The sequence below is a fragment of the Paraburkholderia bryophila genome (genome assembly GCF_003269035.1).
In the GTDB taxonomy this organism is placed as follows: Bacteria; Pseudomonadota; Gammaproteobacteria; order Burkholderiales; family Burkholderiaceae; genus Paraburkholderia; species Paraburkholderia bryophila.
Genome location: NZ_QLTK01000026.1, coordinates 35,716 through 62,177, shown reverse-complemented (window position 1 = coordinate 62,177; position 26,462 = coordinate 35,716). Strand labels below are relative to the sequence as shown.

Sequence of the window (26,462 nt, the reverse complement as noted above, 5' to 3'; positions counted from 1 at the left end):
AGATTAGTCCTCGGGCGCGGGCGCGCGGCCGTCGAGCAAGCCTTCGCCGCGCAACGCGGACCACAACGCGGCGGGGATCGGCTGCTCGAACGACGCGACGTTCTCGCGCAATTCGTCGGCACTGCGCGCGCCGGTCAACACGGTGGCGACCGCCGGGTGCGCATACGGAAACTGCAGGGCTGCGGCAGCAAGCGGCACGCCATGGGCGCGGCACACGGTTTCCAGCCGCGCGACGCGCTCGATGACTTCGCGCGGCGCTGTGCCGTAGTTGAATTTCAGATCGCCCTCGACGCCGCGCGCCAGAATGCCCGAGTTGAACGCGCCGCCTAACAGGATGCTGACGCCGCGCGTTTCACATGCCGGCAAGAGATCGTCGAGTGTGGTCTGCTCGAGCAGCGTATAACGGCCCGCGAGCAGCGCGCAATCAATATCGAACTCGGCCATCGCATCGAGTATTACCGCGCCTTCGTTGACGCCGAGCCCGACGGCCTTGATCGCACCCGACGAGCGCAGCGTGTCCAACGCGCGGAAGCCGCCGCCTTCAGTCAATTGCCGCCAGTAATGCGGATGATTGTCGCCATGCGTCATGCGGCCAATGTCGTGCACCAGCAGCATATCGATCTCGACAATGCCGAGACGCTGCTGGCTATCTTCGAACGACCGCAGAATGCCGTCGTAGGTGTAGTCGTAAATCGCTTCGAAGGGCAGCGGATTTTGCCAGCCTTCCTTATCGTCGAACGGCGTGGTGCGCGGCACAAAGCGGCGCCCGACCTTGGTCGACAATACGTATTCGCTGCGTGGATAACGGCGCAACACGTCGCCCAGACGATGCTCGGCCTTCGTGTTGCCATAGTGCGGCGCGGTGTCGAAATAGCGCACACCGGCGTCCCACGCGGCGGCAATCGTTGCGTGGGCTTCTGCGTCGGATAGATCGCGGTAAAGGCCGCCGAGCGGCGCCGTGCCGAGTCCCAAGCCACTCACTTGCAGCGCACCGCGACCGATGCGGCGCCGCTGCCCGATCTTCGAACCGATCGTTGCCGTCATGGAGCGCGTCTCCTGTTTTTTACGTTTTAACATGGGCGGGCAAGATTTGCCCGCAGGCTGGCAGGCGCTCAGTGTGATTCGATCGCGACGACCCGATGCACCGGCGCGGCACCCGACGGCAAGCACGCCGGCCCAACCGGCTCGAACGTCTTGTAAGTCAGGATGAATTCCTGATGCCCGAGCGTCTCCGATTTCGACGCCGCGCCGCGCGATACCGCGATTGTTTGCTCGAACACTTCGCGGCCCACTTCGTCGAGCGTGCCGCGACCTTCGAGAATCCGGCCCGCGTCGACGTCCATGTCGCCCGCGAGGTTGCGATAGGTCGCGGGATTCGCGCACACCTTGATGACCGGCGAGATCGCCGAGCCGACTACCGAGCCGCGCCCGGTCGTGAACAGGATCACGTGCGCGCCGCAGGCGATCAGCTCGCCGATTTCCGCGTTGTCGCTAATGTTGGGAAAGCCGAAGCGCGGCTCGCCGTCCGGCACCACGTCGAGCAGATAGAGGCCGCCGGTCGGCGGAATATCGCCGGGTTTGATAATGCCGACAATCGGCGACGCGCCGCTTTTCGCATACGCGCCCAGCGATTTTTCTTCTTGCGTGGTGAGGCCGCCGTCCGCATTGCCGACCGCGAAACTGCCATGCCCGAGTATCGAGTAATAGCGCGCCGCCTTCGCCACGCAGGCCACGATTTCATCGCCGAGTTCCGGCCGCGCCGCACGCGTCTTCATATGAAACTCGCAACCCACCAGCTCGCCGGTTTCTTCGAAGATACAGGTTGCGCCCGCATCGATCAGATGATCGAACGCGCGCCCCACCGCTGGGTTCGCCGTGATGCCGCTGGTGCCGTCCGAGCCGCCGCAAATCGTGCCGATCACCAGTTCGCTCAGCGCCATCGGTACTTTCGGTTGCGCGGCGAGTTGTTCGCGCACGCCGCGAATCCAGTCGACGCCATATTGAATCGTGCTGCGCGTGCCGCCCTTTTCCTGGATCGTCAGCACTTCGACCGGACGGCCGCTCGCGCGCACCACGTCCACCAGATAATGCTTGTTCATGCTCTCGCACCCGAGCGACACGAACAGGACGGCGCCCACGTTGGGATGCGTGGTCAACCGTTCCAGCATCGTCTCCGCATAGCTGTTCGGATAGCAGCCGGGAAAGCCGATCAGATGCACCGGCGGTTCGCGCCCGGCGGAAGGATCGTCGAACGCGTCGAGCGGTTCGCGGAACTGCGTAACGATTTCACGCGCGACGTGATGCGCGCATTCAACCAGATACGCCACCGCGACCACGTTGCGAATGCCCTTGCGACCGTCGTTGCGCGGATAGCCTTGGAGCATCGGCGGCGCGCCGGCAGATACTACGGAAATGTCGGTCATGATCGTTCCAGCGCGGCGCACGGCCGCGTCGTTGTGCCCGTTTCAGTGATGGACGAACGCGTGACCCGCGTCGTGGGTATAGGTGGGCAGGTAATCGCTTTCGAGGTTGTGCGTATGCAGATGCGCGCCACGCGCCACCGCTTCCGTCACATGACCGATCACCGCGCCGTAGCGCAGCACCTTGTCGTCTTTCGCGAGGCCATGACGCGCGACCTTGTGACCGAGTTCGATGGTTTTGGCGAGCGTCACGCGATCGCCTTCTATTTCCACCTGCGTGCCCGCGTCGAGACGCGCCGCCGCGATCAGGCAATTGTCGGCGGGACTGAGCAGGATCAGACGAGGATCGGTTTGCACGGATGGGCGGGTCAAATGAGTTCTCCGGAAAACGTGCGCATCAGTTCTGACCTTCGCCGCTGGCGAGCCGCGCCACCATCAGCGAGCCCAGAATGATCGCGCCGTAGATGGCCTGAATCCAGAACGACGGTACCTGCGCGAGTGTCAACAGGTTTTGCACGACGCCGAGCAGCAGCACGCCGGTGAGCGCGCCGAACATCGTACCCTTGCCGCCGTCGAGCGAAATACCGCCGATCACGGCCGCCGCGAACACCGTGAAAATCATGCCGTTGCCCTGGTTCGCGTTGATCGCGCCGACATAGCCGGTCACGATCAGGCCGCCGATCGAGGCGAGCACGCTGCCGAGCACGAATACGCCCCACGTGATGCGCTCGACGCGAATCCCCGCCGCGCGCGCCGCCTCCGGATTGCCGCCGATCGCGTACAGCGCGCGGCCCAACCGGTGATAACGCAGCACGAACGCGGCGATCGCGAAGGCCACCGCCGCGAGCCACACCGACAACGGCAAGCCGAACACGATCGTGGTGGCGAGCGCGAAGAACGAGGGCGGCATATCGAACAGCGTGCCGCCTTTGGTGACACCCACCAGCATGCCGCGCAGCACGATCAGCATGGCCAGCGTGACGATGAAGGCGTTCAGCCGCAAGCGCACGACCAGGAAGCCGTTGATCAACCCGATCACCGCGCCCACCGCCACGATGGCGAGCAGGCCGACCGCCGCCGGCCATTGCGTGCCGAAGCCCGCGGACGCCGCCGGCATCACCAGCATCGCGCCGACGGCGGGCGCGATCCCCACGGTCGACTCGAGCGACAGATCGAACTTGCCGGTCAACACGATCAACGATTCCGCGAGCACCACCAGCGCAAGCGCGGCCGACGCGCCCAGCACGCTGATCAGATTCGCCTTGGTCAGAAAGCTGGGACTGACGAACGCGCCGATCACCAGCAGCAACGCGAGCGCGGGCAGCAAGGCCAGTTCACGCAGCCGCGCGAGTTCGGAGCGCGCGCGTTTGCCGCGCGTCGCGGCAGCCACGGCCTGCGTCGGCCCTGAGGCCGGCGCGGCGCTGAATGCGGGACTGGGCACACTATTCTTCATGGAGACTGACTCCTTCAACGGATGCGATCAGGTCGTGGTCCTGCCAACCCGCGGGAAATTCGGCCGCGACACGGCCACGGAACATGACCAGCACACGGTCACAGGTACGCAGATCGTCGAGTTCGCCGGACACGACCAGCACGGCCTTGCCCTCTTCGCGCACGCGATCCACGACGGAGAGCAACGCTTCTTTCGATTTCACGTCGACGCCCGCGGTGGGGTCGATCAGCACGAGCACGTTCGGGTTGGTGGCGAGCGCGCGCGCCATCACCACTTTCTGCTGATTGCCGCCGGATAGCCCGGACACGACGTGCTCCGGACCTTGCGCGACGATGCCGAGCGCGTCGATCATTTTCTGGCCGAACGCGTTCTTCTTCGCGGGCGGCGCGATGCCGAACTTGCCGAGCACACGCGCGATCGTCATCGACGCGTTTTCCGCGACCGACTGCGTCAACACCAGGCCTTCGTGATGGCGATCCTTCGGCACGCAGCCGACGCCATGCGCGAGCGCCGCCGGCACATCGCCCGGCGGCAAAATCGCGCCGTCGACGCGGATCGTGCCGCGTTTGGCCGCCCGCAAACCGGCAATCGCTTCGGCAACGCTCGTGCGGCCGCTGCTCGTCGCGCCGGTCAGGCCGACCACTTCGCCACGCTTCACGGTGAACGACACCTTGTCGTAATCGGAGCCGGCAAGGTCGTCGACTTGCAATGCGATTGCCGTATCGGCGGGCAACGCGTCGCGCGCGGCCGCATCGGCGACGGCCAGGCCGCCGCGTTCGCCGGTCATCGCTTCGATCAACTGTTCGCGCGGCAACGCGGATACCGGCGCGCTAACGATATGCCGCGCGTCGCGCAACACCGTCACGGCCTGACAGATCTCGTACACCTCTTGCAGATGGTGAGAGATGAACAGGAAGGTCACGCCTTCGCGCTGCAATTCGCGGATACGCCGGAACAGGCGTTTGATTTCGTCGCCGTCGAGTTGCGCAGTCGGTTCGTCGAGAATGATGAAACGCGCACCGTACGACAGTGCCCGTGCGATTTCCACCAACTGCCGCGCTTCCACGCTGAGATCGCCCGCGCGAGCCTCTTCGCGCACGTCGATCTTCCAGTGATCGAGCAGTTCGCGCGCGTCGCGACGCATCGCGCGCCAGTCGATCACGCCGCCGCGCGACGGCTGACGGTTGATGAACAGATTCTCCGCCACGCTCAGATCGCGGATGATCGTCGAATGTTGATAGACGCACGCGACGCGCTCACGCCAGGCGTCGCGATCCGCGATCGACGGCGCAGCCGCGCCGCCGAAGCGAACCTCGCCGGTATCGGGTTTGCGCAGGCCGGTGAGAATCGACACCAGCGTCGATTTCCCCGCGCCGTTGCGCCCGACGAGTGCATGCGACTCGCCGGGCATCACGCGGATGCTCACGTCGTTCAGCGCGGCCGTCGAACCGTAGCGTTTGGTCACGCCAAACGCTTCGACCACCGGCACGGAGGGCGTCGGCTCGCTCATTTGACGGTATTACCCCACAAGGCTTTATCGTCGACGTTCGCCTTCGTCACGAGCGGCGCGGGCAGTTGGTCTTCGAGAATCCCCGGCGCCAGCTGGATGATCTTGCTGCCGTGATCGGTCGGGCCCGGCTTGAAGGTTTGCCCCGCCAACGCGGCCTTGATATAGAACAGGCCATATTTCGCGTACGAATCGGCGGGTTGGGACACGGTCGCGTCGATGTCGCCGCGGCGAATCGCATCGAACTCCTGCGGGATGCCGTCGTTACTGACGATCACGACGTGCTTCGGGTCGCCCACCGGAAACATCATCTGCTTGCGGCGCAGCGTTTGCAGCGTCGGCGACAGATACACGCCGCCCGCTTGCATGTAGATCCCCTTCACGTCGGGATTCGCGGTCAGCAGACTGTCGAGCGCGGTGGCCGCCACGTCGCCCTTCCAGGCTGCCGGAATCTCCAGCACCGTCAGCCCCGGATAACCCTTCATGCACGAGCGGAACGCTTCCGAGCGGTCGCGCCCGTTCACTGAGGCCAGATCGCCCATGATCTGCACGACCTTGCCCGACTTCACGTGATCGCCGATGTATTTGCACGCCTTCTCGCCGTACGCGCGATTGTCGGCGCGCACCACCATCGCGACCTTGCCTTGCGTCGGCGCGACGTCCACGGCTACCACGGGGACGTTTTTGGCCGCAGCGGCGTCGAGCGCGCGGCTGATCGCCGCCGAATCCAGCGGGCCGACCACGATACCCTTCGCACCGAGGTTCAGCAGGTTGTTCATGTCGGTGATCTGCTGGGCCGGATCGCCGTTCGAATTGACCGGCGCGAGGATATCGAGGCCCGAGTCCTTCGCATACTTGGGCAGATAGTTGTTGTACGACTGCCAGAACGGCGACGTGAGCAGCGGCAGATCGAGGCCGATCTTGCCGGTATCGGCCCGAGCGGTACCGGCAGCGCCGAGGCTGGCGATGCACGCCGCGGCGGCCAGGGTGAAGAGCGAACTACGGAACGAACGGCGGACCGCGTGCGGCCCTTTCGCGAATGACATGGTTGTCTCCTATGTCGGCCGGAGTGAGTGCTTTAGCACTTACTCCGGCCCCATGCAGGGCGCTGCGATCGGACCGGCGTTAGTGCTTCGGCACTGACTCCAGCCCCATGCAAGGCACTGCGTTGTGGGAACGGCGTGGACCGGACCTTTGCGGCCGGCACTTCGTCCTGCGCTTTCTTATCGTGTATTGGTGTGCGTCTATTCACCAATGAACGTATTATTCATATACGGACTTTTCGAAGTCAAGGAATGTGCACTGCAGCATGCCCCCGTGTTTTCCCTGGACATCGGTCTGCTCGCTAGAGATTCACCACGCACTTACACTCACGCGCCAGATAATGAGAAAAAGCCAAAGAACCTCGCTCACCATGGACGCAGACGACAAAGACGACGCCGACCGTTACCGCGCCCCCGCGCTCGACAAGGGCCTCGACATCCTGGAACTGCTCGCCGAGCAGAAAGACGGACTGACACGCGCCGAGATCACCAAGTCGCTGGGGCGCAACGCCAGCGAGATGTACCGCATGCTCGAACGCCTGGTGGCGCGCCAGTACGTGGTGCGCTCGGCCGCCGGCGACCGCTATTCGCTGAGCCTGAAGCTGTACGCGCTGGCGCACCGTCATCCGCCGATGAACCGTCTGATCGCGGAAGCCTTACCGCTGATGCAGCGCTTCGCCGATGCTGCCGAACAATCGTGTCACCTGGTGGTGTACGACCGCGGCAACCTGCTGGTGATCGCTCAGGTGGACGGCCCCGGCACATGGGGCATGTCGGTTCGGCTCGGCTCGCGGGTCGGTTTGATCGACACCGGTTCGGGCCGCGTCATGCTCGCGTTTCAAAGCGTCGAACAACGTCGGCAGATGCTGGCCGAACACACCCGCGTGAAGGGCGAGGTCACGATCGATCGCGACGCGCTCGAACAGGCCTGCGAACGGATTCGCACGGCCGGTTTCTCGCAGAAGGACAGCCAGCAGACCTTCGGCGTGACCGACCTCACGTTTCCGATCCAGGGACCGGCCGGCCAGGCGATCGCGGTACTCACCTGCCCATACCTGCGGCGCATCGACGAATACGTCGCGCCCACGCTGGAAGCGGCGACCGCCCTGCTACGCGAGACGGTGCAAGCGTTGTCGATGTTTCGCGAGGATGCCGGCTAGCGCTGCGTCGGGAGAGGGTGTTATCGAGCCGTGCGGCGTCGAAACCCGGTCGACGATCGGCCGCTCGCGCACATGGTTTAGAATGGCGACCCTCTCAAATTTAAGCCGCATGGGTTCACTCATGCGCGCGCATCGATAAGCAATGGCCAAACTTCTGACCGATTCCGAATTCCAGCGTTTTTCCGAACTCCAGCAGAAGCAGTCGAGCTTCACGATCACGCCCGAAGAAGCCGACGAACTGCGCGACATCGTCGCGCATGCGCAAAAGCGCCGCGACGACCGCGCCGCGGCGATGCAAAGCATCGAGACGTTCATTCAGCAATTCGACATCAGCCCGGACGAGCTGTTTTCGGCCGAGCAGATCGGCGACGCCGCGCGCATGTTCGGCCTGATTCCCGCCGCCAAGAAGGAACGCGTGTTGCCGCCGCAGTTCACGTTCAATGGCAAGCCGTACCAGTGGACCACCCGTGCGCTGCCGGACGATATTCGCGTGCCCCTGTTCGACGCGTTCAAGGCCGGCGAATCGGTGAAGTCGTTCATCGCCACGCCGAAGGATGCGATTCGTTGCGCGGCGACGATTGCGCGTCTGGAGCGTGAGACCGGCGCCGTGTATGCGGATGCGTGGCTGGAAGAGTTGTCGGTGACGCGCACGCAGGTCGATGAGGCCGTCGCCAAGCTGCCGGCTTAAGCAGGTTGTGGAACGAATATAGCGTCGAGTGAGGCTGTGCGAGTCTCGCCCGGCGCTATTTTTTTTGTGCTGACACCGACGCTGCGGTTGTGGCGACTGCTTCGTCGAGCGCCATGCGGAAGCCGACCACGCCAGGGTCTTCCGTCGGCGTGACCGTGAAACCGCAGGCTTTGGCGAGCGCGATCATCGGACCGTTTTCGCGCAATGCTTCGCCCACCAGCCAGTGGATACCGCGTGCCTGCGCGTATTTGATGATGCGGTCCATCAGCAACTGGCCGAGCCGCCGGCCCTTCTGGTCGGAGCGCACCGCCACCGCGAATTCCGCCGTTTCGTTGTCGGGATCGGCCACCGCGCGCACCACGCCGAGCGTACGGGTGAAACCTTCGTCGCTCGTGACGGTAGCGATCAGCGCCATCTCGCGGTCATAGTCGATCTGCGTCATGCGCGCGAGCTGCGAGTGGTCGAAACTGCCCACCGCGCCGAAAAAGCGCAGGCGCAAATCTTCCGGCGTCATCGCTTCGACGAAGTCATGGTGCGCGGCCTCGTCTTCAGGACGGATCGGCCGCACCGTGACCTGCAAACCTTGCCAGTCGAGCGTCTCTTCGAAGCGGCGCGGGTATGGCACGATCGCGAGCCGGCTGCGCGTAGTGGCGATACTGAGCGTGGGGTTGACGACCACCACGTGTTCCTTGAAGACCCGCAGCGTCAATTCGAGACCAACGATTTCCTTGACGTCGCATACGGCTTGCGAGAGCGCCGTCAACGCGGCCAGCGCCAGCTCGGGCGACACCAGCCGCGCGTAGCGCGAACGCGTGACGATATCGCGCGCCAGCATCGGATTCAGCGGCGGCAGGCCGTAGACGCGCAGCGCCTCGGACACGCCATCCACCGACGGCGCGACGAAGCGGAAGACCGGGCCGAAGTTGTCGTCGTCGTGAAGTTCGACGGCAATGTCGACGATTGGCCGCGTGGACGGCGCCGCGTCGCTTTCCGCGAAATCCGGCTGCGCCTCGACCCGCAAGCCGAAGCGCCGAAGGAACGTCATGGCGGCGGCGCCGGTGAGTTGGTGCTCGCCGGCCGTCAGCGCCTCGCGCGCTTGCGCCTGGGCGGCGTCGATCGCGGCCGGAATCTGCGCCGGCAGACCTTCCGGCGTCTGCATCAGCAATTCGCGCCCCATCCGGTAATCGATCAGACGGGCGAACGCGCGGGCGAGCCGCTGCGGCGTCGTATGAACCGGAATGCCTTGCGCGTGCAAGGCGTCGCGCGTGGCGGCATCCACGCCGCCGAAGAAGCACGCCAGCAAGCCTCGGTACGCGAACCGCTGGTTCGCGATTAGCGCCTGCGCGACTTCACCGACCGGCGCGCCATGCGTCGACGCATGCACCACGAACGCCGTGCCGGTGCTGCGATGGTCCGCGAGCAGTTTGAGCGCGGTGCCGAAGTGCTCGGGCCGGGCGTCGTCGCCCAATTGCAGCGGGTTGCCGCCCACCGCGTGCGGCAACACCTGACGCAGCGCCTCCGACGCTTCGTCGGGCCATGGCGCGAGCGTGTCGCCGGCGGCCGCGAAGGCGTCGCAGGCGAGCGTGGCGAGGCCGCGGTCGCTGGTGATCAGCGTCGCCGTTGCGCCGGCTGCGACGCGGCCCACGCCGAGCGTTTCGATTTCGTCGAGCAGATCGTCGAGTGCGTCGACGCGCACCATGCCGGCCCGCCGGAACGCGGCCGTGTAGAGCGCATCGGCGGGATCGGCGCGCCCTGAACGCAATGCCAGGACCGGTTTGTTGCGCGCCGCCGCGCGCGCTGCCGACATGAACTTGCGCGCCGCCCGGACGCTGTCGAGTTCGAGCAGAATGGCGCGCGTGCCGGGATCGCTCGCCAGATAATCGAGGACGTCGCCCGCATCCACATCGGCCTCGCCGCCCAGCGCGACCGCGTGCGAAAACCCGAGCCCCCGCGCGTGCGCCCAGCCGAGCACGGCATTCGTCAACGCGTTCGACCGCGACACCCACGCCACGCCGCCCGCCTTGACCGTGCACGACGGCGCGCCCAGATGCGCGCGCAGCGCCGGCGACACCACGCCGAGGCTGCCCGGCCCGACGATCCGCAGCAAATGCGGCCGCGCCGCCGAAAGCGCATGACGCAGCGCGAGCCGGTCCTCATCGCAACGCGCCTCGCCGACGATAATCGCCGCCCGCGTGCCCAGTCCGCCGAGTTTGTGAATGATGCCGGGCCACGTGGCCGGCGGCGTGCAAATGACCGCGACGCTCGGCGCTTGCGGCAGATCGCCGACGTCGCCGATCACCTTGTGGCCGCCCAGGGTCGCGTGATTCGGATTGACCGGCCACAGCGGACCGTCGAACCCGCCTTCCAGCACGCGCGCCCACACCATCGCGCCGGTACTGCCCGGTCGCCCGGAAGCGCCGATCACGGCGACGGATTTGGGTCGGAATAAGGCGTCGAGGTTGCGGACGGTCACGGGCGCTCCGTAGAGTGGGAAGGCGCGGCGGCTCGATCGCCGGATGCGCGTCTTCGTCAGGATAGGCGAAGTCGGGCGCTTGCGCGGCGCGGCGCGAGCGCTTGCGCGACAACTTGCGGATTCCGCTTGATGTTCATCTTCATGCCACGGAATTTTTTCGGACGCTCCAAGCACAATTTCCAGCGTCAATGCGACAATCCGAAGCGATGCCAACCGGCATGCTTGAATAAAGACGCAAGCCGACACGGCTCGCGCGGCGCGTGGGAGACAACGCGCGGTCAGTACGCAGTACGGCCATCCATTCCGCGGTGCGGCTCGCATCCTGACCCGCCGGCACCGCATGACTAAAGAAATAGAAGGTGATGTATGCGACGCTTGCCCTCGTTGATCGCGTTGCGCTTCTTCGAAGAAACGGCCCGCCATATGAGCTTCAATCGCGCGGCCACAGCGCTGTGCGTGACGCAAGGCGCGGTGAGCCGGCAGATCAAACTGCTCGAGGAATCGCTGGGCGCGAAACTGTTCGAGCGCGATCACAAGGGCATCCGGCTGACACCCGCCGGGTTGCAGTTCCTGCCGTGCCTGTCCGAGGCGTTCGACACCATCGAGCGCGGTTTCCGGCAAATCACCGCGGCGAAGGGACGGCGCCGCCTGGTGGTCGCCGTGCCGCCCACGTTCGCGACGCAATGGTTTTCGCCGCGGCTCGGGTCGCTCGCGGTGGAACTGCCCGACGTCGAGCTGTCGATCCGTACCGAGCCCACCGCCGACTGTCATTGCAACATCCGCTTCGGCCGCCAGGCCCTGCCCGATGCCCATTCCGAATTGCTGATGATCGAGCGTCACGTACTGGTCGGCGCACCGCGTCTGCTTGGGCAACCGCTCGATCAACTGCTCGGACAGATGCCGGCGCTCCATGTGCTGCATAACGACGCCCGCCTGGATCTATGGCCGAACTGGTTGGCCAAAGCCGGTTTGCCCGCGCGCTACGCGGAAAACGGCATCGAGTTCTCGACGCTCGAACAGGCGATTCGTGCCGCGCGCAAAGGCGCGGGGTTGGCGATCGTCGACCGGAACATGATCGTCGACGAACTCGCGGACAAGAGTCTCGCGCAGTTCTCCGAGATCGAGGTGGCGGGGCCATTCGGGTATTGGTTGGATGTGGCGCAACGTCATGCCGGGCTCGAGCATGTGCAGGCGTTTGCGGGGTGGATGCGGGAAGAAGGCTTGAAGATGGAGTGAAGCGCGGTGCTTGCGGAATAAAAAAACCACGTCGATCGACGTGGTTTTTTCCGATGCTGCGAGCGCATCCGGCGCTCGCGACGTGTACTTCGTTACATCGTCTTCTTGAACGGCGCGCCCGAATGCTCGCGCAACTCGTTGAACACGATCTTCGGCCACGCCTTCTGCGCGACTTCGATCTCGGACACGTGCGATGCGAGATACGTCGGCGCATCCGACGCGTCGAGCGCGATCCGCGCCGCGTAGGAATCGGTGAAACGACGCAATTCGGCGGCGTCGTCGCAGGTCACCCAGCGCGACATCCGGTAGCGTGCCGGCGCCATCCGCACGTCGACCTTGTATTCGGTCGACAGCCGGTGCGACACCACTTCGAACTGCAGTTGCCCGACCGCGCCGAGAATCATCAGGCCGCCGACTTCCGGACGGAACACCTGAATCGCGCCTTCTTCGCCGAGCTGCTTCAGCGCTTCGCCGAGCTGCTTGGCGCGCATCGGGTCGACCACTTCCACCGTCTGGAAAATTTCCGGCGCGAAGAACGGCAGGCCGACGAATTGCAGCATCTCGCCTTCGGTCAACGTATCGCCGAGACTCAGCGTGCCGTGATTCGGAATACCGATGATGTCGCCCGGATACGCCTCGCTCACCGTCTCACGACGTTGCGACAGGAACGTCACCACGTTGTTGGCGCGGAACGTCTTGTTGGTACGCGTCACCTTGACGGCCATGCCGCGTTCGAAGTGCCCCGAACACACGCGGATAAACGCCACGCGGTCGCGGTGCGCCAGATCCATGTTCGCCTGAACCTTGAACACGACGCCGGTGAACTTCGGTTCGTCCGGCAGAACCGGACGCTGCACGGTCATACGCATGGACGGCGGCGGCGCCAGATCGACCAGCGCGTCGAGAATTTCCTTCACACCGAAGTTGTTGATCGCCGAGCCGAACAGCACGGGCGATTGCTGACCGGCGAGAAATTGCTCGCGGTCGAAATCGGGCGATGCGCCGGTGATCAGGTCGATTTCTTCCTTCGCCTTCACCCAGCTATGGCCGAAGCGGCGTTCGCCCTCTTCGTTGCTCAGCGCCTGCAGCGTTTCGACCTCGCCGCCCGCCTTATCCTGCCCGGCGCGGAACAAGCGCACCTGATCGCGCTGAATGTCGTAGACGCCCTGGAAATCCTTGCCCATGCCGATCGGCCAGGTGAACGGCACAGCCGCCACACCCAGATGCTGTTCGATTTCGTCGAGCAGTTCGAGCGGCTCGCGCACTTCGCGGTCGAGCTTGTTGATGAAGGTGACGATCGGCGTCTTGCGGCTGCGGCAGACTTCGAGCAGCTTGAGCGTTTGCGCTTCGACACCGTTGGCGCCGTCGATCACCATCACGGCGGCGTCGACCGCGGTCAACACGCGGTATGTGTCTTCGGAGAAGTCTTCGTGGCCCGGCGTGTCGAGCAGGTTGATGACGGCGTCGCCGTACTCGAACTGCATCACCGAACTGGCGACCGAAATGCCCCGCTGCTTTTCGATTTCCATCCAGTCGGACGTCGCGTAGCGATTGCTCTTGCGGCCCTTCACGGTACCGGCGATCTGAATCGCGCCCGAGAACAGCAGCAGTTTTTCGGTGAGCGTGGTTTTACCCGCGTCCGGGTGGGAAATAACCGCGAACGTGCGGCGGCGTTTGAGTTCGGAGACTGACATCGGGTCTGGCGGTCACGGATAGGGGTTCGGGCGGTTCCCGGCGGCTTGTGGCGACCGGCGTGCCACGCCATGCGCGGCGGCGTCGAGCTGCGGGAGTTGGGCCGGGGCCCGCGTCACAGTGGCAACTCGACCGCGTCGGAAACAGGTCACGAACGAACGTTCGACAATCCGGGAATCGCCAGCGCAGAACAGCGCAGGGAACGAATGATACACGTCATGGGGGCGGAAGGAGGGAAAGGGCGTGCCGGGCCGACAGGCAGCGGCTCTGCTAGTCGGCGGATTTCGCCGCGCGCAGGGCCGTTTGAACGTCGGAAAGGCAGTGCGCCTCCACCGACGTATAGGCTGTGCCCGCCTGATCCGTCTTCTTCGGCATCACATAGTCGATCCGGCATTCTTCCGGCACCGCGGCGCCCCATTTCACAAACAGCGCGCCCTGATCGTCGAGGCCACGGGCAAAAATCCGGCTGTCCTGCGCCACGACGCCCACGGTGCGGCCCTTGCCATCCACCACATCGGCGCCGAACGGCAGCGCCTCGTTGCCCAGTCGCGGCGCGCGAATCAGCGCGGCACGGCCGGTGACGGTCCTGTACCTGAGCATCACCACCGACCCGAGACGCGGCACGGCCTGCTCCGACGTCGATTCGAACTCGACATCGGTCGAGGTGCCCTTCGGGTCGATGTCGACGGTATTCATGCCGTATGGCGTGAGATAGGGCACCACCGCATAACCACGCCAGTCGAGCTCGACGCCCGGAGCACTGGTCACCTTCGCGCCCGCCGCGCCCGGCGCTTCGACGATGCCGAAGGTGTCGCCCACGGTTTGCGACAGCGTCACGCCGCCCGGATGCACGACGACCGAGCCGCTGATACCCGCCGACACCTGGCTCGACTGCGAACCCGAGCTCGCGGACGCCGTCATCTGTGCATACGGCGCGCGGTACGTGCCGCTCGCACCCGCATTGGCGGAGCTGGCGCGGCTGCCGCCGTTACCGCTGCTCGACGTGCCATAGGTGCCATATGCGTTATACGAGTACTGATTAGCCTCGCCCAGCGAACCGCTGAGGTTGGCCTGCAGGTTCGTGCTGCCCGACGCGCTCGACAGGTTGGTCGACAGCAACGGAGCGTGCCGGCGGTGCCCGAGCGGCATAGTGGCGCTGACCATGTACTGGTTCGACATCGAGCCGTTGGCGTTGCGGGTGCGTCCAGCGGTCACGCTGTAGTTTCCGTATTTGTAGCGGTTGGTGTAGCCGGCCTGATAGAACGTATCGCTGCCGTCGCGATTCCAGTACTGCTGGGCCGACGCGCTCAGAAACACCGAGCCGTAGTTCTCGAAGTTCTGGCTCACGGACAGCTGAACACGGTTGCGCTGCCGATAAACCGAATCGATCTCGCCGCCGTGCATGGCGAGGTCGCGTGCGGCCGCGGCATCCGCCAGATTCATGAAGCCCGCAGTCGAGTAACGGTAAGCCGCCACGGAGATATTCGTGTTGGTCGGATCGATGAACTTGCTGTAGCCGATGCGTAAGCTGGCGCCGCGCAGCGCGCTTTGATTCGGCACCTGCGTCTGCGCGGCAGTCACGTCGGCTGAAAACGCGCCGAACTGCGTATTGAACGCCGCGCCGATATCGGCCGCCATGTATCCGTTCGCCGCGACGCCGCCGCCATAGGCCGTCACCGCGTTCGTGAGACCGCGTTGCAGCGTGAACTGCGCAAAGTTCGGCTTCGTGTCGAGCGTTGCGTTGCGCAATTGACCGAGCGTCGCCGAGAAGCGCGTCGTGCCCGGCCGCAAGGACTGCGCGACGGCGGCATACGGTACCGTGAAACGCCGGGTGCGACCGTCGGCCTCGGTTACCGTCACGTCGAGATTGCCGCCGTAGCCGGTCGCGTACAGGTCGTTGATTTCGAACGGACCTGGCGACACGGTGGTTTCATAGATCACCTGTCCGTTCTGGCGGATCGCCACGCGCGCATTCGTTTGCGCCGTGCCGCGCACCACCGGCGCATAGCCACGCAGCGATTCGGGCAACATGCGGTCGTCGGTGGCGAGCTGCACGCCGCGGAACTGCACGCTGTCGAATACATCGCCCGTCGTGTAACCGTCGCCCACCACCACCTGCGATTTCAATGCGGCCACGTCGTGCTGCACATAGGTCGCGACGTTGGCGAAATGCGTGGCCTCGCCGCTTTGCTGCGAAACGGACGATTGATGGCGCACATGCCAGGCGCCGATATTCACGCCGGCATTCAGCCCGAGATAGCTCTGCGTCGATTCCATGCCCGAGCCGGTGGTGTGGTACGTATTCGCGTTGTAGCTGACAAAGCCCGCGTTGACGCCGGTTTGCCACATGTCCGGCGGCACGTGGCCGCGCGCGGCGTTGCGCATGTATTTCTGCGGCACGCTCAGCGTCAACTTCTGCTCCGAAAAGTCAAAGTCGGTCGACGACTCCGGCACGAACGCGGCGAGATCGACGCATTCGCCGAAGGCGACGCTGCTTCCTGCGGACTGCTGGACCCCGGATTGGACGGCAGGCGAACCGGACGCGAGGTGGCCAGCAGCCTTCGCATCCTTGTTGACCCCGATCCGCGCAAAGTCGACACCCAGCGTTTCCAGCATCTGACGGCTCAAACAGGCGCGAGCGCTTTGTCCTTCCCGTGCCGCGACAAAGCGCAGATCCTGACGCGCCACCCGAATATCGTTGACCCAGATGTCGACCGAATACACCCCCGCCGATACCGTATTGCCGCGTGCGAATCGGGCGAGGTCCACGTCTTGAGTCGAGTCGATCCGCAGAAACGTCGTATCGAACTGGACAGCCGCGTCCGCATTATTGGCCTCGGATGCACTCGCGCTCGCCGACCGGACATCGCCTAACACCGCGAAAACCGACATGACCACGGCGGCGACAGGGTACCGGTCGAACGGACCCGTGAACGCGCTGGCGCGAGCTTGCGAAGGATGACCCGGTACGAGTTTCATGATCTGACTGACTTCCCATGTCCGCGACTGACCGACGTGCGTTGTCCCGATGCCGACGCAACGCACCACACACTTGAAAAAAGTTGGACTTCGGACGGAGGCGGCCGCCCGGCCGGCAAACGGCTGCGGCCTATCGACCGAGCGACGCGTCGCCGTCGAGGGCGCCGCCGTAGTCGTTGATCACGGTGTAGCGAACCTTGGCGCCTGCGCCCACGGCATTCATCTTTGCGATCGGCAAAACCACCGACGCACGCGGCGCCACCATGCCGCCCTGTTCGTTCCTGAAGACATGCCCGTTGCTTTCCACACCGACCTCGCTGAACGACACGTAGTAAGGCGTCGGATTCGTGACGCTGACCGCCTGGTCGTTGCCATCCGGCGACGCGGCGATTTTCCAGGTCAATTGCGCCGGAGCGTCCTCGGGATTGCCCGGCAATCTGGCCGGGCGCACAAAGACCTTGATGCGCGTGCGATACGCCAGTTGCAGCGAGTTGACGTCCGGGACGCTATCGGCTTTCGGCGGAATGTCGAGTACGTTGAGCCAGTAGATCGATTCACGATCCTGCGGCAACGCTTCGCCGCCATACATCATGCGCAGCGTCTGCGCTCTCTTCGGGTCCATCCGGAAGATCGGCGGCGTGATGACAAACGGCACCTTGATTTCGCCAGGCTTCGCGTCCGGATCGCCGTCGTCCATCCATACCTGAACCAGCGACGGGCCGCGGCTGTCGTTGTCCAGCTTGACCGTGACCTCGCGTTGCTCCAGCGGATACACCACGCGCGTGCCGCTGATCGTCACGCTGGCCTGTGCGCTACCGGCAAGCAGCGCGCAAACAAAGCCGATTCCCATCGTGATTTTTCCGAGCAACGTCATCAGAGCACCTTTAAAAACATTCTTGAAAATTGCCGCAAAAAAAGGCGTTCGCATCGACGAACGCCTTCGGCTTTTTGCTTACTGATACTGCATCGTGTATTGCACCGACGTGCTGACGGTGCCGGCCGTCGCCTTACCCATCGAGTAGTACTGCGCGAAATAGGTCAGGCTCGCGTTACCGCCGCTGATCGTCGTCGCGTTTGCCGTGATGTCATTGTTCGAATTCGTCGTGATGTTGATCGGTTGCATCTGCGCGTTCAGCAAACGCACCTGCACTTTCGTCGCCGTACCGGAGTTGTTGAGGTATCCGTTGCCCTGGTCGACGGTAGGGCCGTTTTCGAAGCGGGCAATCGCCTTGGTGGCGGTGCCCGTGCAGCCGCTCAGCGTCAGTGCCAGGTCGCTCGGACCCGACGTACCACCGACAGTGCCAGCCGTCGACAGCGAACCGGCCGACACCGGCGGCAACGTGATCGACTTGTCGGCCGAGGTGCCCGATGCCGCGCCGTTGATCGAGCACGTGCTCTCCGACACCGTGCCGGTAATGGCGATCGTGCCGTCCGCGGCCTGCGCGCTGAACGAGGCGAGGCCCAGCAGACCGCTGGTTGCGATCGCCAGGAACGGGAGGATTGCTTTCATATTTTCTGCTCCGGAAGGTTGAAAAGTGGCCTGTCGTTCAGGCGCGAAGAAATATTAGGATGTCGAATCTCTTGAACATCTAGGACAATTCCTATTAATTGAGATGGCAATATGCAGCACCCGAAGCGTTTCCGGCGAGGCGTCCCCCGTCGAATGTTCGCGCCGCAAATGGAAAAACCCGCCGCATCGTTGCCGAGGCGGCGGGTTCGTTCAGCGGTACAGCGAGCTAGGCGCCGCTGGCTTCGTTCAACGTGAGATGTTTTGTCTCAGGCGCCCACGCGATCGACACCACCATGCCGATCAGCAGAACCGCCGCCAACACCGTCATCGTGGCGTGAAACCCCAGGTGAGCGATGCCCAGCGGCAGCAAGAACGTGCCGACTGCCGAACCCAGCCGGCTACACGCGATCGCGAGGCCCACGCCGCACGCGCGCACCTCGGTGGGAAAGCATTCCGGCGGAAACACGCCGACCAGATTCGAGAACGCCGACATCGTCAGCGTAAAGATCGCGAACGCGACGATCATGCCCATCGCCGCCGACTCCGGCAGCACGCTCAACGCGATCAGCGACAAACACGTCACCGCGAACGATCCGATCAGGAACACCCGGCGCGGCAGCTTGATCGTTAGCCAGATACCGATCAGCGCACCGAGCACGAGAAATCCGTTCAACAGGAAATCCGCGCTCGAGTCGTTGTTTAAATGAATCGCCTTCAGGATGGTCGGCAGGAACGTGTAGATCGCGAAATAGGGAATCACGAGGCACACAAAAAACGCGCAATTGAAGATCGTCCGGCGAATCAGGTCTTTTCTGAACAGACGGGCGAAGCCGCCGGCCGTCTGACCATGTTCGTCGTGGCCGCCGTCGAGCGTGACGTGGGCGCCGAAATGCTTGAGCAGAACCGCGCGGGCTTCCGCGACGCGTCCTTTGCCATGCAACCAGCGCGGCGATTCAGGCGTGCCCATGCGCAGCACCAGCACGATCAACGCGGGAACGCCCGCGGAGGCAAGCAGCCACCGCCAGGCATCGGGCGACGCATCGGCGTAATGCATGCCGAGCACGTTCGCCACCACATAGCCGATCGTCCACACCACGCTGAACGAGCCGAGCAAGGTGCCACGGTGTTTGCGCGGCGAGAATTCCGCGAGAATCGCATGCCCCACCGCGAAATCGCCGCCCATGCCGAAGCCGATCAACACGCGCAGCAAACACAATTCAGCCGGCGAGCGCACGTAGAACTGCGCAAACGCGGCCACGGTGATGATCAGGAAACTCAGCAGGAAAATCTTCTGACGTCCCAACCGATCCGACAACCAGCCGAACACCAGGCTGCCGAAGAAAATCCCCATCAGCGCGGAACTGCCGATCATGCCCATCCAGAAAGCGTCGAGCGGCATCTGGCGATTCATCGCGGCAAGCGCGTAGCCGATCGTGCCGAGCGCGAAACCTTCCGTGAAATGCGCGCCGAACGTCAGGCCGGCGATCTTGACGTGAAAGGCGTTCAGAGGAACGTCGTCGAGCGAAATGGGGCCGCGCGCGGGGGCCGCTGTGGCCGGCACGTTAGGGGCAAGGCCGAGGGTGGCGGTCTGACTATCCTGATTGCTCACGCTGTCTCCTTCGTGTTTATGAATGACCGGGCGCGGCCGGCGTGGTGCCGGCCGCGCCCGGTTGCGCCGCGTATTTTTTGCGGCATTTTTCCGGCATGCGCGTGGCGAGCGCGCAGCTTTGCCGATCAGCGCCCGAGGCCGCCCATCATCATGTATTTCAGTTCGGTGTATTCGTCGAGCCCGTACTTCGAGCCTTCGCGGCCCAGGCCCGATTGTTTGACGCCACCGAACGGCGCGACTTCCGTCGACAGAATTCCCTCGTTGATGCCAACCATGCCGCTTTCCAGCGCTTCGCCGACGCGCCATGCCCGCGCCAGGTCGCGCGTGTAGAAATATGCCGACAGGCCGAACGGCGTGTCGTTGGCCGCGTGGATCGCTTCTTCTTCCGTCTTGAAACGGAAACACGCCGCTACCGGGCCGAAGGTTTCTTCGGCAGCGATCAGCATTGCGCTGGAGGCATCGACGAGCACGGTCGGCTCGTAAAACGTGCCGCCGAGCGCGTGCGCTTTGCCGCCGGTCAGAATCCTCGCGCCCTTTTGCAAGGCATCGGCAACGTGCGCTTCGACCTTCTTCAACGCCGCCTGATTGATCAGCGGACCTTGTTCCACCTCGCCTTGCAACGCATTGCCGACGCGCATCTTGTGCACCGCGTTCGTCAGCGCCTGGGTGAACGCATCGTAAATGCCGTCCTGCACGTAGAAGCGATTCACGCACACGCAGGTCTGCCCGGTGTTGCGGAATTTCGACGCCATCGCGCCTTGCACGGCCGCGTCGAGATCGGCGTCGTCGAACACGATGAACGGCGCGTTGCCGCCGAGTTCGAGCGACAGCTTCTTCAGCGTATCCGCCGACTGCTTCGCGAGCAGTTTGCCGACGCGCGTGGAGCCGGTGAACGAGAGCTTACGCACCACCTCGGATTCGGTGAGCGCGCCGCCGATCGCCACCGCGTCGCCGGAAACGACGTTGAACACGCCCGGCGGAATGCCGGCGTTGTGCGCCAGCACCGCGAGCGCCAACGCGGACAACGGCGTTTCTTCCGACGGCTTGAGCACCATCGTGCAACCCGCTGCAAGGGCGGGACCGGCTTTGCGCGTAATCATCGCCAGCGGGAAATTCCACGGCGTGATGGCCGCGACCACGCCCACCGGCTCGCGCGTGACGATGATCTTCGCGTTCGGATTGGGACTCGGGATCACGTCGCCATACGCGCGCTTGGCTTCTTCGGCGAACCATTCGAAGAAGCTGGCCGCGTAGCCGACTTCGCCGCGCGCTTCGGCAAGCGGTTTGCCTTGCTCGAGCGTCAGCAGTTCGGCGAGCGCGTCGCGATTTTCAAGCATCGACTCGCCCCAGCGTTTGACGCGCGCGCCACGCTCTTTAGCAGTCAATGCACGCCACGCGGGGAACGCTCGCTCGGCCGCGGCGATCGCCTGCGCGGTTTCTTGCGCGCCGCCTTTCGCGACCTGAGCGACGACCTCGCCGGTCGCGGGATTCAGCACGGCATAAGTGCTGGCACTCTCATACCATTCGCCGCCGATGTAATGCGCCGTGCGAAGAAATTCGTTCATGCCGCTTTCTCCAGATTCTCGACGAACATGCCCTGCGCGAGCCGAGGCTCACGAGCGATGCGCCGCCCTGCGGTGTAATCGTTGATCAGATCGCACGGCGTGTAATTACGTTCGAGTTCGAACAGTTCATCCGCCGAGAGCGTGGTGCCGAGCGCGGCCACGGCGCTGTCGAACTGCGCCGGTGTATCCGCGCCGACCAGCATGCTCGCGACACCGTGATGATTCAGCACCCACGCCTGCGCGATTTGCGCGGCGGACACGCCACGCCGGGCAGCCACCCGCGCCACCGAGGCGGCGATCTCGCGCGACGCCTCATCGCCATACATTTGCGCCGTGAAGAAGTCGGTCTGATTGCGCGTTGAGTTCGGATCGCAAGTGAGCAGCCCGCGCGCCAGCGGACTGAACACCGACACGCCGACGCCCTGATCCTGGCAATACGGAATCATCTCGCGCTCTTCCTCGCGATACGCCAGGTTCAACTGCAATTGCATGTTGATCGGCTTGTGCCAGCCGTTGCGCTCGCAGACCTGCATGATCTTGGCGAATTGCCACGTGTACATGGTCGACACGCCGATATAGCGGGCCTTGCCGGCGCGCACGATGTCGTTCATCGCGCTCATGCTTTCTTCGACCGGTGTGTTGACGTCGAAAAAATGCAGCATATAGAGATCGACGTAGTCCATGCCCAGACGTGTCAATGAACCGTCGATCCCGTCCATGATGTGCTTGCGCGAATGGCCGCCGGCGTTCTGATACGTGCCCATGTCATAGCCGACCTTGGTGGTCACGACGATTTCCTCGCGACGCGCGATCCGCTTCAGAATGCGACCCACCACCTCTTCGCCGACGCCGGTCGAATAGAAATCCGCGAGGTCGATGAAGTTCGCGCCCGCTTCGAGCGCGTGACGAACGATCGGCTCGCTTTGCGCTTCGTCGAAGATCCAGGGCTTCCATTGCGGCGTGCCCATGTTCATCGTGCCGAGGCACAGACGCGAAACCTTGAGGCCGGAATGGCCGAGGCGAATGTATTCCATGATGCTTGTCTCCAGTCGTATGAGGCTGCGCTACGTGGCGCGCCACCCGATCAACGTTGTTTGGGCGTGTAAAACGGATTCGACACTTCGCGCGCCGCGGCGAAAACTTCATCGCGATGCGGCAGGCCCTTCATCGCGGCGAGAATCGCGTTCTTGCATGCGCGGTAGTTGTTCTCGAAGACGGCGTCGAGGTCGTCGGTACCCGGATTGACCCAGTTCGCCGACACCACGACCCAATCGTTTTCCGCTTCGGGCGGCAGCGTGCCGTTTTCGAGCGACTCGGCGACGGCTTTCGCAATGCCCGCTTGCGAAGCGCCCCACGTCGCGTTGCCGTGGAAGTCGCTGCCGATCTGCGCCTTGTTGACATAGAGCGTCAAAGGCTTGGTCGGCACACCCGGACGCGCGATCACGACGAACGGCGCGTGACCTGCCGAAGGCGTCGCCAAGGCGGTGGCAAAGGCCTGTCCTGCCGGACCGTTGCGCGGGCCGACCAGCACGTTGATGTGAGCGAGGTTGACGCCCGGGCCTTCGAATCCTTCGCCGATAAAGAGTTGTGTGTCCGTCGATACGCTCATGGTCATTCCGTTGGGGGTAAAGGGATGACCGATTGTGCTGTTCGGCAACCGCGCCCCTGTAACGATGAGTTTTGATGCGGGGTATGAGGTGAGCTCAACTCCGGGTTTGTGCGGAGGGCGAAGAAGGCGCTAGCCTGAAGCGAATGCAAAGGTGAGCGTTTTCGGGACCGACGACGGCGAAGCCCGAATCGGCCTGAAAGGTGATCGTGCGAGACGACACTCACGCACCGGCAACACGGCGTCGAAACGGGAGTCGATAAGCGCTTGAACGCGGCGTAAAGCGATTCTTCGGATCGCCTGGTAATGCCCGTCAGCCAAGGCTGGCAAGGGTTTCGGAGAGATCAGCGGCCAACTCAGTAGAGCGGCCGCAAGCACGTTCGAACGTGCGTCAGTCGGCAAAACCAGGCGTTCCGAAACAATGCGACCCGCTATGCATCTTGCGGAAAAATACCCGGGTCCACGGCTTGCGGAGAGGTCAAAGGTGAGGGTTTTCGGGACCTACCCAGCGGTGCGCAAAAAGCCGCGCGCAACATCACTTCAGACAACGCGATGCGCTGTCCCGGCCCGCGCCACGCAAAGCCAGACGTCAGCTTTCGATCAGAAAGCGCTCGCGATTCTTGCCCGCCAGCCAGCCGGGAGATCGGCCACGGCCGCTCCAGGTCTCGCCGGTTTTCGGGTTGCGATACTTGGCAACCGACGCGGTTTTACGCCCCGGCGCACGCTTGCTCGTAAATCCGAGCTCTTCGGCGGTCAGATCGTAATCGGCGATTTGCTGCTTGATGTCGGCAATGGCCTGCGCAATTTCCTTCTCGCGGGCCACGGCGACTTCCTTGTGGAGTTTTTCGAGCTGGGCAGTCAACTGCTTGTAGGTGGCCATGGCGGATGCTCCGGTCGGGTGGGAGAACGGCAGGACGCCCCTGAAGAAGTCCCCTCGCGACACTATCAGACGAATAAAGTGCCGGATAGGAGGCTCGCTTGGGGAGGCCCGGGGAGGCCCACTGGAGTGAGCCTTCCGGGCTGACGGCTTAGCACGCGCAGCCGGGGGACTCAATCGTCAATTGCATCGTACACGCGGCGTTCGAAGTCGAGTGCCATTGGAAACGGCTCGATCGCACGCCGCTGAATCAACATCATGCCGATCAGATCTTCCACCGGGTCGGCAAACCAGCTGGTGCCATACGCGCCCGGCCAGCCGAACGAGCCGAGCGAGCGATAACCGAGCGGCAATTGCTGCGCCGGATCGTCGACGATCGACAAGCCCAGGCCGAAGCCCTGCCCCGCCCACAACACATGGCCAAACGCCGGCACGCGGCGCTGGTCGCGCGTGAGAAAGTTCGAGCGCATCAGATCGACCGAGCGATGCGACAGCAAACGCGTCGCGCCGACTCGTCCGCGACCGAGCAGCAGTTGCGCGAACTGTAGATAGTCCGCGGCCGTCGACACAAGGCCGCCGCCGCCGCTCTGGAAGCGCTCAGGGTTCGCCCAACGGCTCGCCGACGAATGATCTTCGACCACGCGCCGCCGCGTGCCCGGATCGACGCCGTAAGCGGTGGCCAGCCTGGCAAGCTGCGACTCGGCCACCCAGAACGCGGTATCGCGCATGCCGAGCGGCTCGAAAATTCGCGTGCGGAAGAACTCGCCGAGCGACACGCCGCTCACACGCTCGATCAGCACGCCGAGGACGTCGGTCGCGATGCCGTAGTGCCAGCGCGAGCCCGGCTGGAACATCAGCGGCAAGGCGGCGATGCGGGTGAGCCACGCGCTGGCGTCGCCATGCGCTTCGAAGCCGTTGAACTCGGCCGCGTAGGCTTGCGCCAGCGGCCCGGTCGCCGTGAAGTGATAGGCGAAACCAGCGCGATGCGTCAACAGATCGAGCACGGTGAGCGGCGCCTTGGCCGGATCGGTTTCGTCGAGCGGGCCGGAGGGGTCGCGCAATACGCGCGGTGCGCCGAGTTCGGGTAGCCACAGCGAGATCGGGGTGTCCAGCGCGAGGCGGTCCTCTTCGATCAGCATCAGAATCGCGGCGCTCGTGACCGGCTTGGTCATCGACGCAATGCGAAATAGCGTGTCGCGTTCCATTGGCAATTGCGCGGCTTCATCGCGCCAGCCCAATGCTTCGAAATAACCGATTTCACCGCGCCGCCACACCATCGACACCACGCCCGCTACTTCTCCGCGTTCCACGTAGCCTTGCATGGCATTCGTCAGCGGCGTCAGTCGCGTCGCTGAAAGTCCCGCTAGTTGCATGTTTATCCTGAATCAGTGGAGGACGCACTCGCCCATTTAAATTTCACCCGCCTGCGCGCCGCCCGAGCGTCGACGATCAACACAGGAAAACCCGTGTAATCGTAACGCCGGACACGACGCCAGTCGGATAAAAGATAACCTACAGGCCGTTTCGGAAATAATGACCGTTACCACGTTTTTCAGAAAACGTTACCCGATTCAGGGGTGACACATGCTCGGTCCACCGCGACCACGCGTCAGACTTTCTGCTGCTGTTCGAGCTCCGACAGCGCGGCATTGAGTCGTTTGACGCGCGTAGCCTGAGCGGGCATCCGGACCGCGCCGGACACCGAATCGATGCGTCCGCGCCAGTACGACAGCGGAATGCGGTCTTGCGCGGAGATGTGTGAGATGACGTGCTCAAGATGCTCAATATCTTTTTCGAGTTGGTGATGATCCATTGCTTTTCCCCGGAATACTCATTGAACTCATTTCGAAGCAACAATCAAAGCATAAAGCGTGCCGCCGGTGACTTGCCACCGTTTACCCTTACGGAAAATTATTCTGTGCTCACTCCACATGATCGGGAAAATCAGAAAAATCTGCGTATTGCTTAAATGGCAAGGCGCACGTGAAAGCGTACTGCCGATAAACTTCGCGTTCCGTTAGGTGCCGCACCGACTCGGTTTAGTGACGATAAAACAGATAACTTTCATTACACGAAGATAGTGTGAAGAAAATAATCAGAAAAAAGCATTTAACATTTTCGTCTGATTATTCTCTGCAGAAGTGATTACCTGTCGCGAATATGAATTTACCGACCGCCCGGTATTTAACGGAGAGATGCGGAGAATGAGCTCCTCGGACTGTCGAGTGTGCCGAGCGAAAATGAAAGCTGTGAGACAGGGCTCCGCCCGACCGAAATCTCGGCAAGCGGAGCCGTCGGAGAAACGAATCGATCACACCGCGCCAGCTTTGCGCTGGCGAAGCGTTACTTGGCGCGGCAGGCGTAGATGAGATTGAGCGTGCCGTTGTCGCTGGACTGGCGCACCACGTCGAACGCGCCGCCGCAGGCTGCGTTGGCCTGCTGCGTGCAGGAATCGGAGCCGACCGGGCATTGAACCAGCGTGGTCGGGCGACCGTCCGACAAAAACAGCGGTGCGCTGCTGCTGCAACCGCTCAACACGGCGAAGGCGCCGAGCGCCGCGATGGCGCAAGCCCGGCGCGCGAAGAAGGAGAGACTGCGTTTCATTTGAAACCCCGATCACGTCTTGTTTTTCGATCACGCGATT

22 protein-coding genes are annotated in these 26,462 nt (G+C 63.6%); 3 read left to right on the top strand and 19 right to left on the bottom strand.

Going from position 1 to position 26,462, the window contains the following annotated elements; all coding sequences use genetic code 11:
- Positions 1–3 precede the first annotated feature (3 nt).
- From BX591_RS27930 to BX591_RS27905, 6 genes are all read right to left on the bottom strand, one after another.
- Complete coding sequence (locus BX591_RS27930; RefSeq protein WP_111934568.1) at positions 4–1,044, bottom strand: aldo/keto reductase; 1,041 nt, start codon at positions 1,042–1,044, stop codon at positions 4–6.
- 68 nt (positions 1,045–1,112) lie between these two features.
- Positions 1,113–2,423 (bottom strand): UxaA family hydrolase, encoded by a 1,311-nt coding sequence (locus BX591_RS27925; RefSeq protein WP_111934567.1) that lies wholly within the window; start codon positions 2,421–2,423, stop codon positions 1,113–1,115.
- A gap of 42 nt (positions 2,424–2,465) precedes the next feature.
- Complete coding sequence (locus BX591_RS27920; RefSeq protein ID WP_176343065.1) at positions 2,466–2,792, bottom strand: UxaA family hydrolase; 327 nt, start codon at positions 2,790–2,792, stop codon at positions 2,466–2,468.
- 25 nt (positions 2,793–2,817) lie between these two features.
- Entirely contained in the window at positions 2,818–3,873 is a 1,056-nt protein-coding gene (locus BX591_RS27915; protein WP_111934565.1) for an ABC transporter permease, read from the bottom strand.
- A complete protein-coding gene (locus tag BX591_RS27910; protein ID WP_111934564.1) occupies positions 3,863–5,383 on the bottom strand; it encodes a sugar ABC transporter ATP-binding protein in 1,521 nt (506 codons plus the stop codon). The genes BX591_RS27915 and BX591_RS27910 overlap by 11 nt, the downstream gene beginning before the upstream one ends.
- Positions 5,380–6,426, bottom strand: coding sequence for a sugar ABC transporter substrate-binding protein (locus BX591_RS27905; RefSeq protein ID WP_167444629.1), 1,047 nt, complete (start codon positions 6,424–6,426; stop codon positions 5,380–5,382). Before BX591_RS27905 ends, BX591_RS27910 begins: the two co-directional genes overlap by 4 nt.
- A gap of 368 nt (positions 6,427–6,794) precedes the next feature.
- Between BX591_RS27905 and BX591_RS27900 the strand changes: the two genes are divergently transcribed.
- Together BX591_RS27900 and BX591_RS27895 are read left to right on the top strand one after the other, a co-directional pair.
- Positions 6,795–7,583 carry an IclR family transcriptional regulator gene (locus BX591_RS27900; protein ID WP_111934563.1) on the top strand — a complete coding sequence of 263 codons (789 nt, stop codon included), beginning with the start codon at positions 6,795–6,797 and terminating at the stop codon, positions 7,581–7,583.
- Positions 7,584–7,725: 142 nt separating this feature from the next.
- Complete coding sequence (locus BX591_RS27895) at positions 7,726–8,271, top strand: hypothetical protein (RefSeq protein ID WP_111934562.1); 546 nt, start codon at positions 7,726–7,728, stop codon at positions 8,269–8,271.
- Positions 8,272–8,326: 55 nt separating this feature from the next.
- On the opposite strand, the gene BX591_RS27890 is transcribed toward BX591_RS27895, so the two are convergent.
- Entirely contained in the window at positions 8,327–10,744 is a 2,418-nt protein-coding gene (locus BX591_RS27890) for a bifunctional acetate--CoA ligase family protein/GNAT family N-acetyltransferase (protein ID WP_111934561.1), read from the bottom strand.
- A 366-nt stretch (positions 10,745–11,110) separates the two neighbouring features.
- Between BX591_RS27890 and BX591_RS27885 the strand changes: the two genes are divergently transcribed.
- Positions 11,111–11,980, top strand: coding sequence for a LysR family transcriptional regulator (locus tag BX591_RS27885; RefSeq protein WP_111934560.1), 870 nt, complete (start codon positions 11,111–11,113; stop codon positions 11,978–11,980).
- Between the two features lie 92 nt (positions 11,981–12,072).
- Here the strand turns inward: BX591_RS27885 and BX591_RS27880 are convergent, their stop codons facing one another.
- From BX591_RS27880 to BX591_RS27825, 12 genes are all read right to left on the bottom strand, one after another.
- Entirely contained in the window at positions 12,073–13,674 is a 1,602-nt protein-coding gene (locus BX591_RS27880; protein ID WP_111934559.1) for a peptide chain release factor 3, read from the bottom strand.
- A 268-nt stretch (positions 13,675–13,942) separates the two neighbouring features.
- On the bottom strand, positions 13,943–16,651 hold the full coding sequence (locus BX591_RS27875; protein WP_111934600.1) for a fimbria/pilus outer membrane usher protein: 2,709 nt from the start codon (positions 16,649–16,651) through the stop codon (positions 13,943–13,945).
- Positions 16,652–16,781: 130 nt separating this feature from the next.
- Positions 16,782–17,525, bottom strand: a complete 744-nt coding sequence (locus BX591_RS27870; RefSeq protein ID WP_111934599.1) for a fimbria/pilus periplasmic chaperone — start codon at positions 17,523–17,525, stop codon at positions 16,782–16,784.
- Positions 17,526–17,603: 78 nt separating this feature from the next.
- Positions 17,604–18,161, bottom strand: coding sequence for a fimbrial protein (locus tag BX591_RS27865; protein ID WP_111934558.1), 558 nt, complete (start codon positions 18,159–18,161; stop codon positions 17,604–17,606).
- Positions 18,162–18,387: 226 nt separating this feature from the next.
- A complete protein-coding gene (locus BX591_RS27860; protein ID WP_111934557.1) occupies positions 18,388–19,770 on the bottom strand; it encodes an MFS transporter in 1,383 nt (460 codons plus the stop codon).
- A gap of 125 nt (positions 19,771–19,895) precedes the next feature.
- A complete protein-coding gene (locus BX591_RS27855; protein ID WP_111934556.1) occupies positions 19,896–21,335 on the bottom strand; it encodes an NAD-dependent succinate-semialdehyde dehydrogenase in 1,440 nt (479 codons plus the stop codon).
- Entirely contained in the window at positions 21,332–22,369 is a 1,038-nt protein-coding gene (locus BX591_RS27850; RefSeq protein ID WP_111934555.1) for an aldo/keto reductase, read from the bottom strand. The genes BX591_RS27855 and BX591_RS27850 overlap by 4 nt, the downstream gene beginning before the upstream one ends.
- A gap of 50 nt (positions 22,370–22,419) precedes the next feature.
- Positions 22,420–22,944 (bottom strand): formaldehyde-activating enzyme, encoded by a 525-nt coding sequence (gene fae / locus BX591_RS27845; RefSeq protein WP_111934554.1) that lies wholly within the window; start codon positions 22,942–22,944, stop codon positions 22,420–22,422.
- A 586-nt stretch (positions 22,945–23,530) separates the two neighbouring features.
- Positions 23,531–23,821 (bottom strand): H-NS histone family protein, encoded by a 291-nt coding sequence (locus BX591_RS27840; protein WP_111934553.1) that lies wholly within the window; start codon positions 23,819–23,821, stop codon positions 23,531–23,533.
- A gap of 170 nt (positions 23,822–23,991) precedes the next feature.
- Positions 23,992–25,191: a serine hydrolase domain-containing protein gene (locus tag BX591_RS27835; RefSeq protein ID WP_111934552.1), complete on the bottom strand. Its 1,200-nt coding sequence runs from the start codon at positions 25,189–25,191 to the stop codon at positions 23,992–23,994.
- A 236-nt stretch (positions 25,192–25,427) separates the two neighbouring features.
- On the bottom strand, positions 25,428–25,631 hold the full coding sequence (locus BX591_RS27830) for a hypothetical protein (RefSeq protein ID WP_111934551.1): 204 nt from the start codon (positions 25,629–25,631) through the stop codon (positions 25,428–25,430).
- Positions 25,632–26,161: 530 nt separating this feature from the next.
- Entirely contained in the window at positions 26,162–26,422 is a 261-nt protein-coding gene (locus tag BX591_RS27825; RefSeq protein ID WP_111934550.1) for a hypothetical protein, read from the bottom strand.
- Between the last annotated feature and the right edge of the window lie 40 nt (positions 26,423–26,462).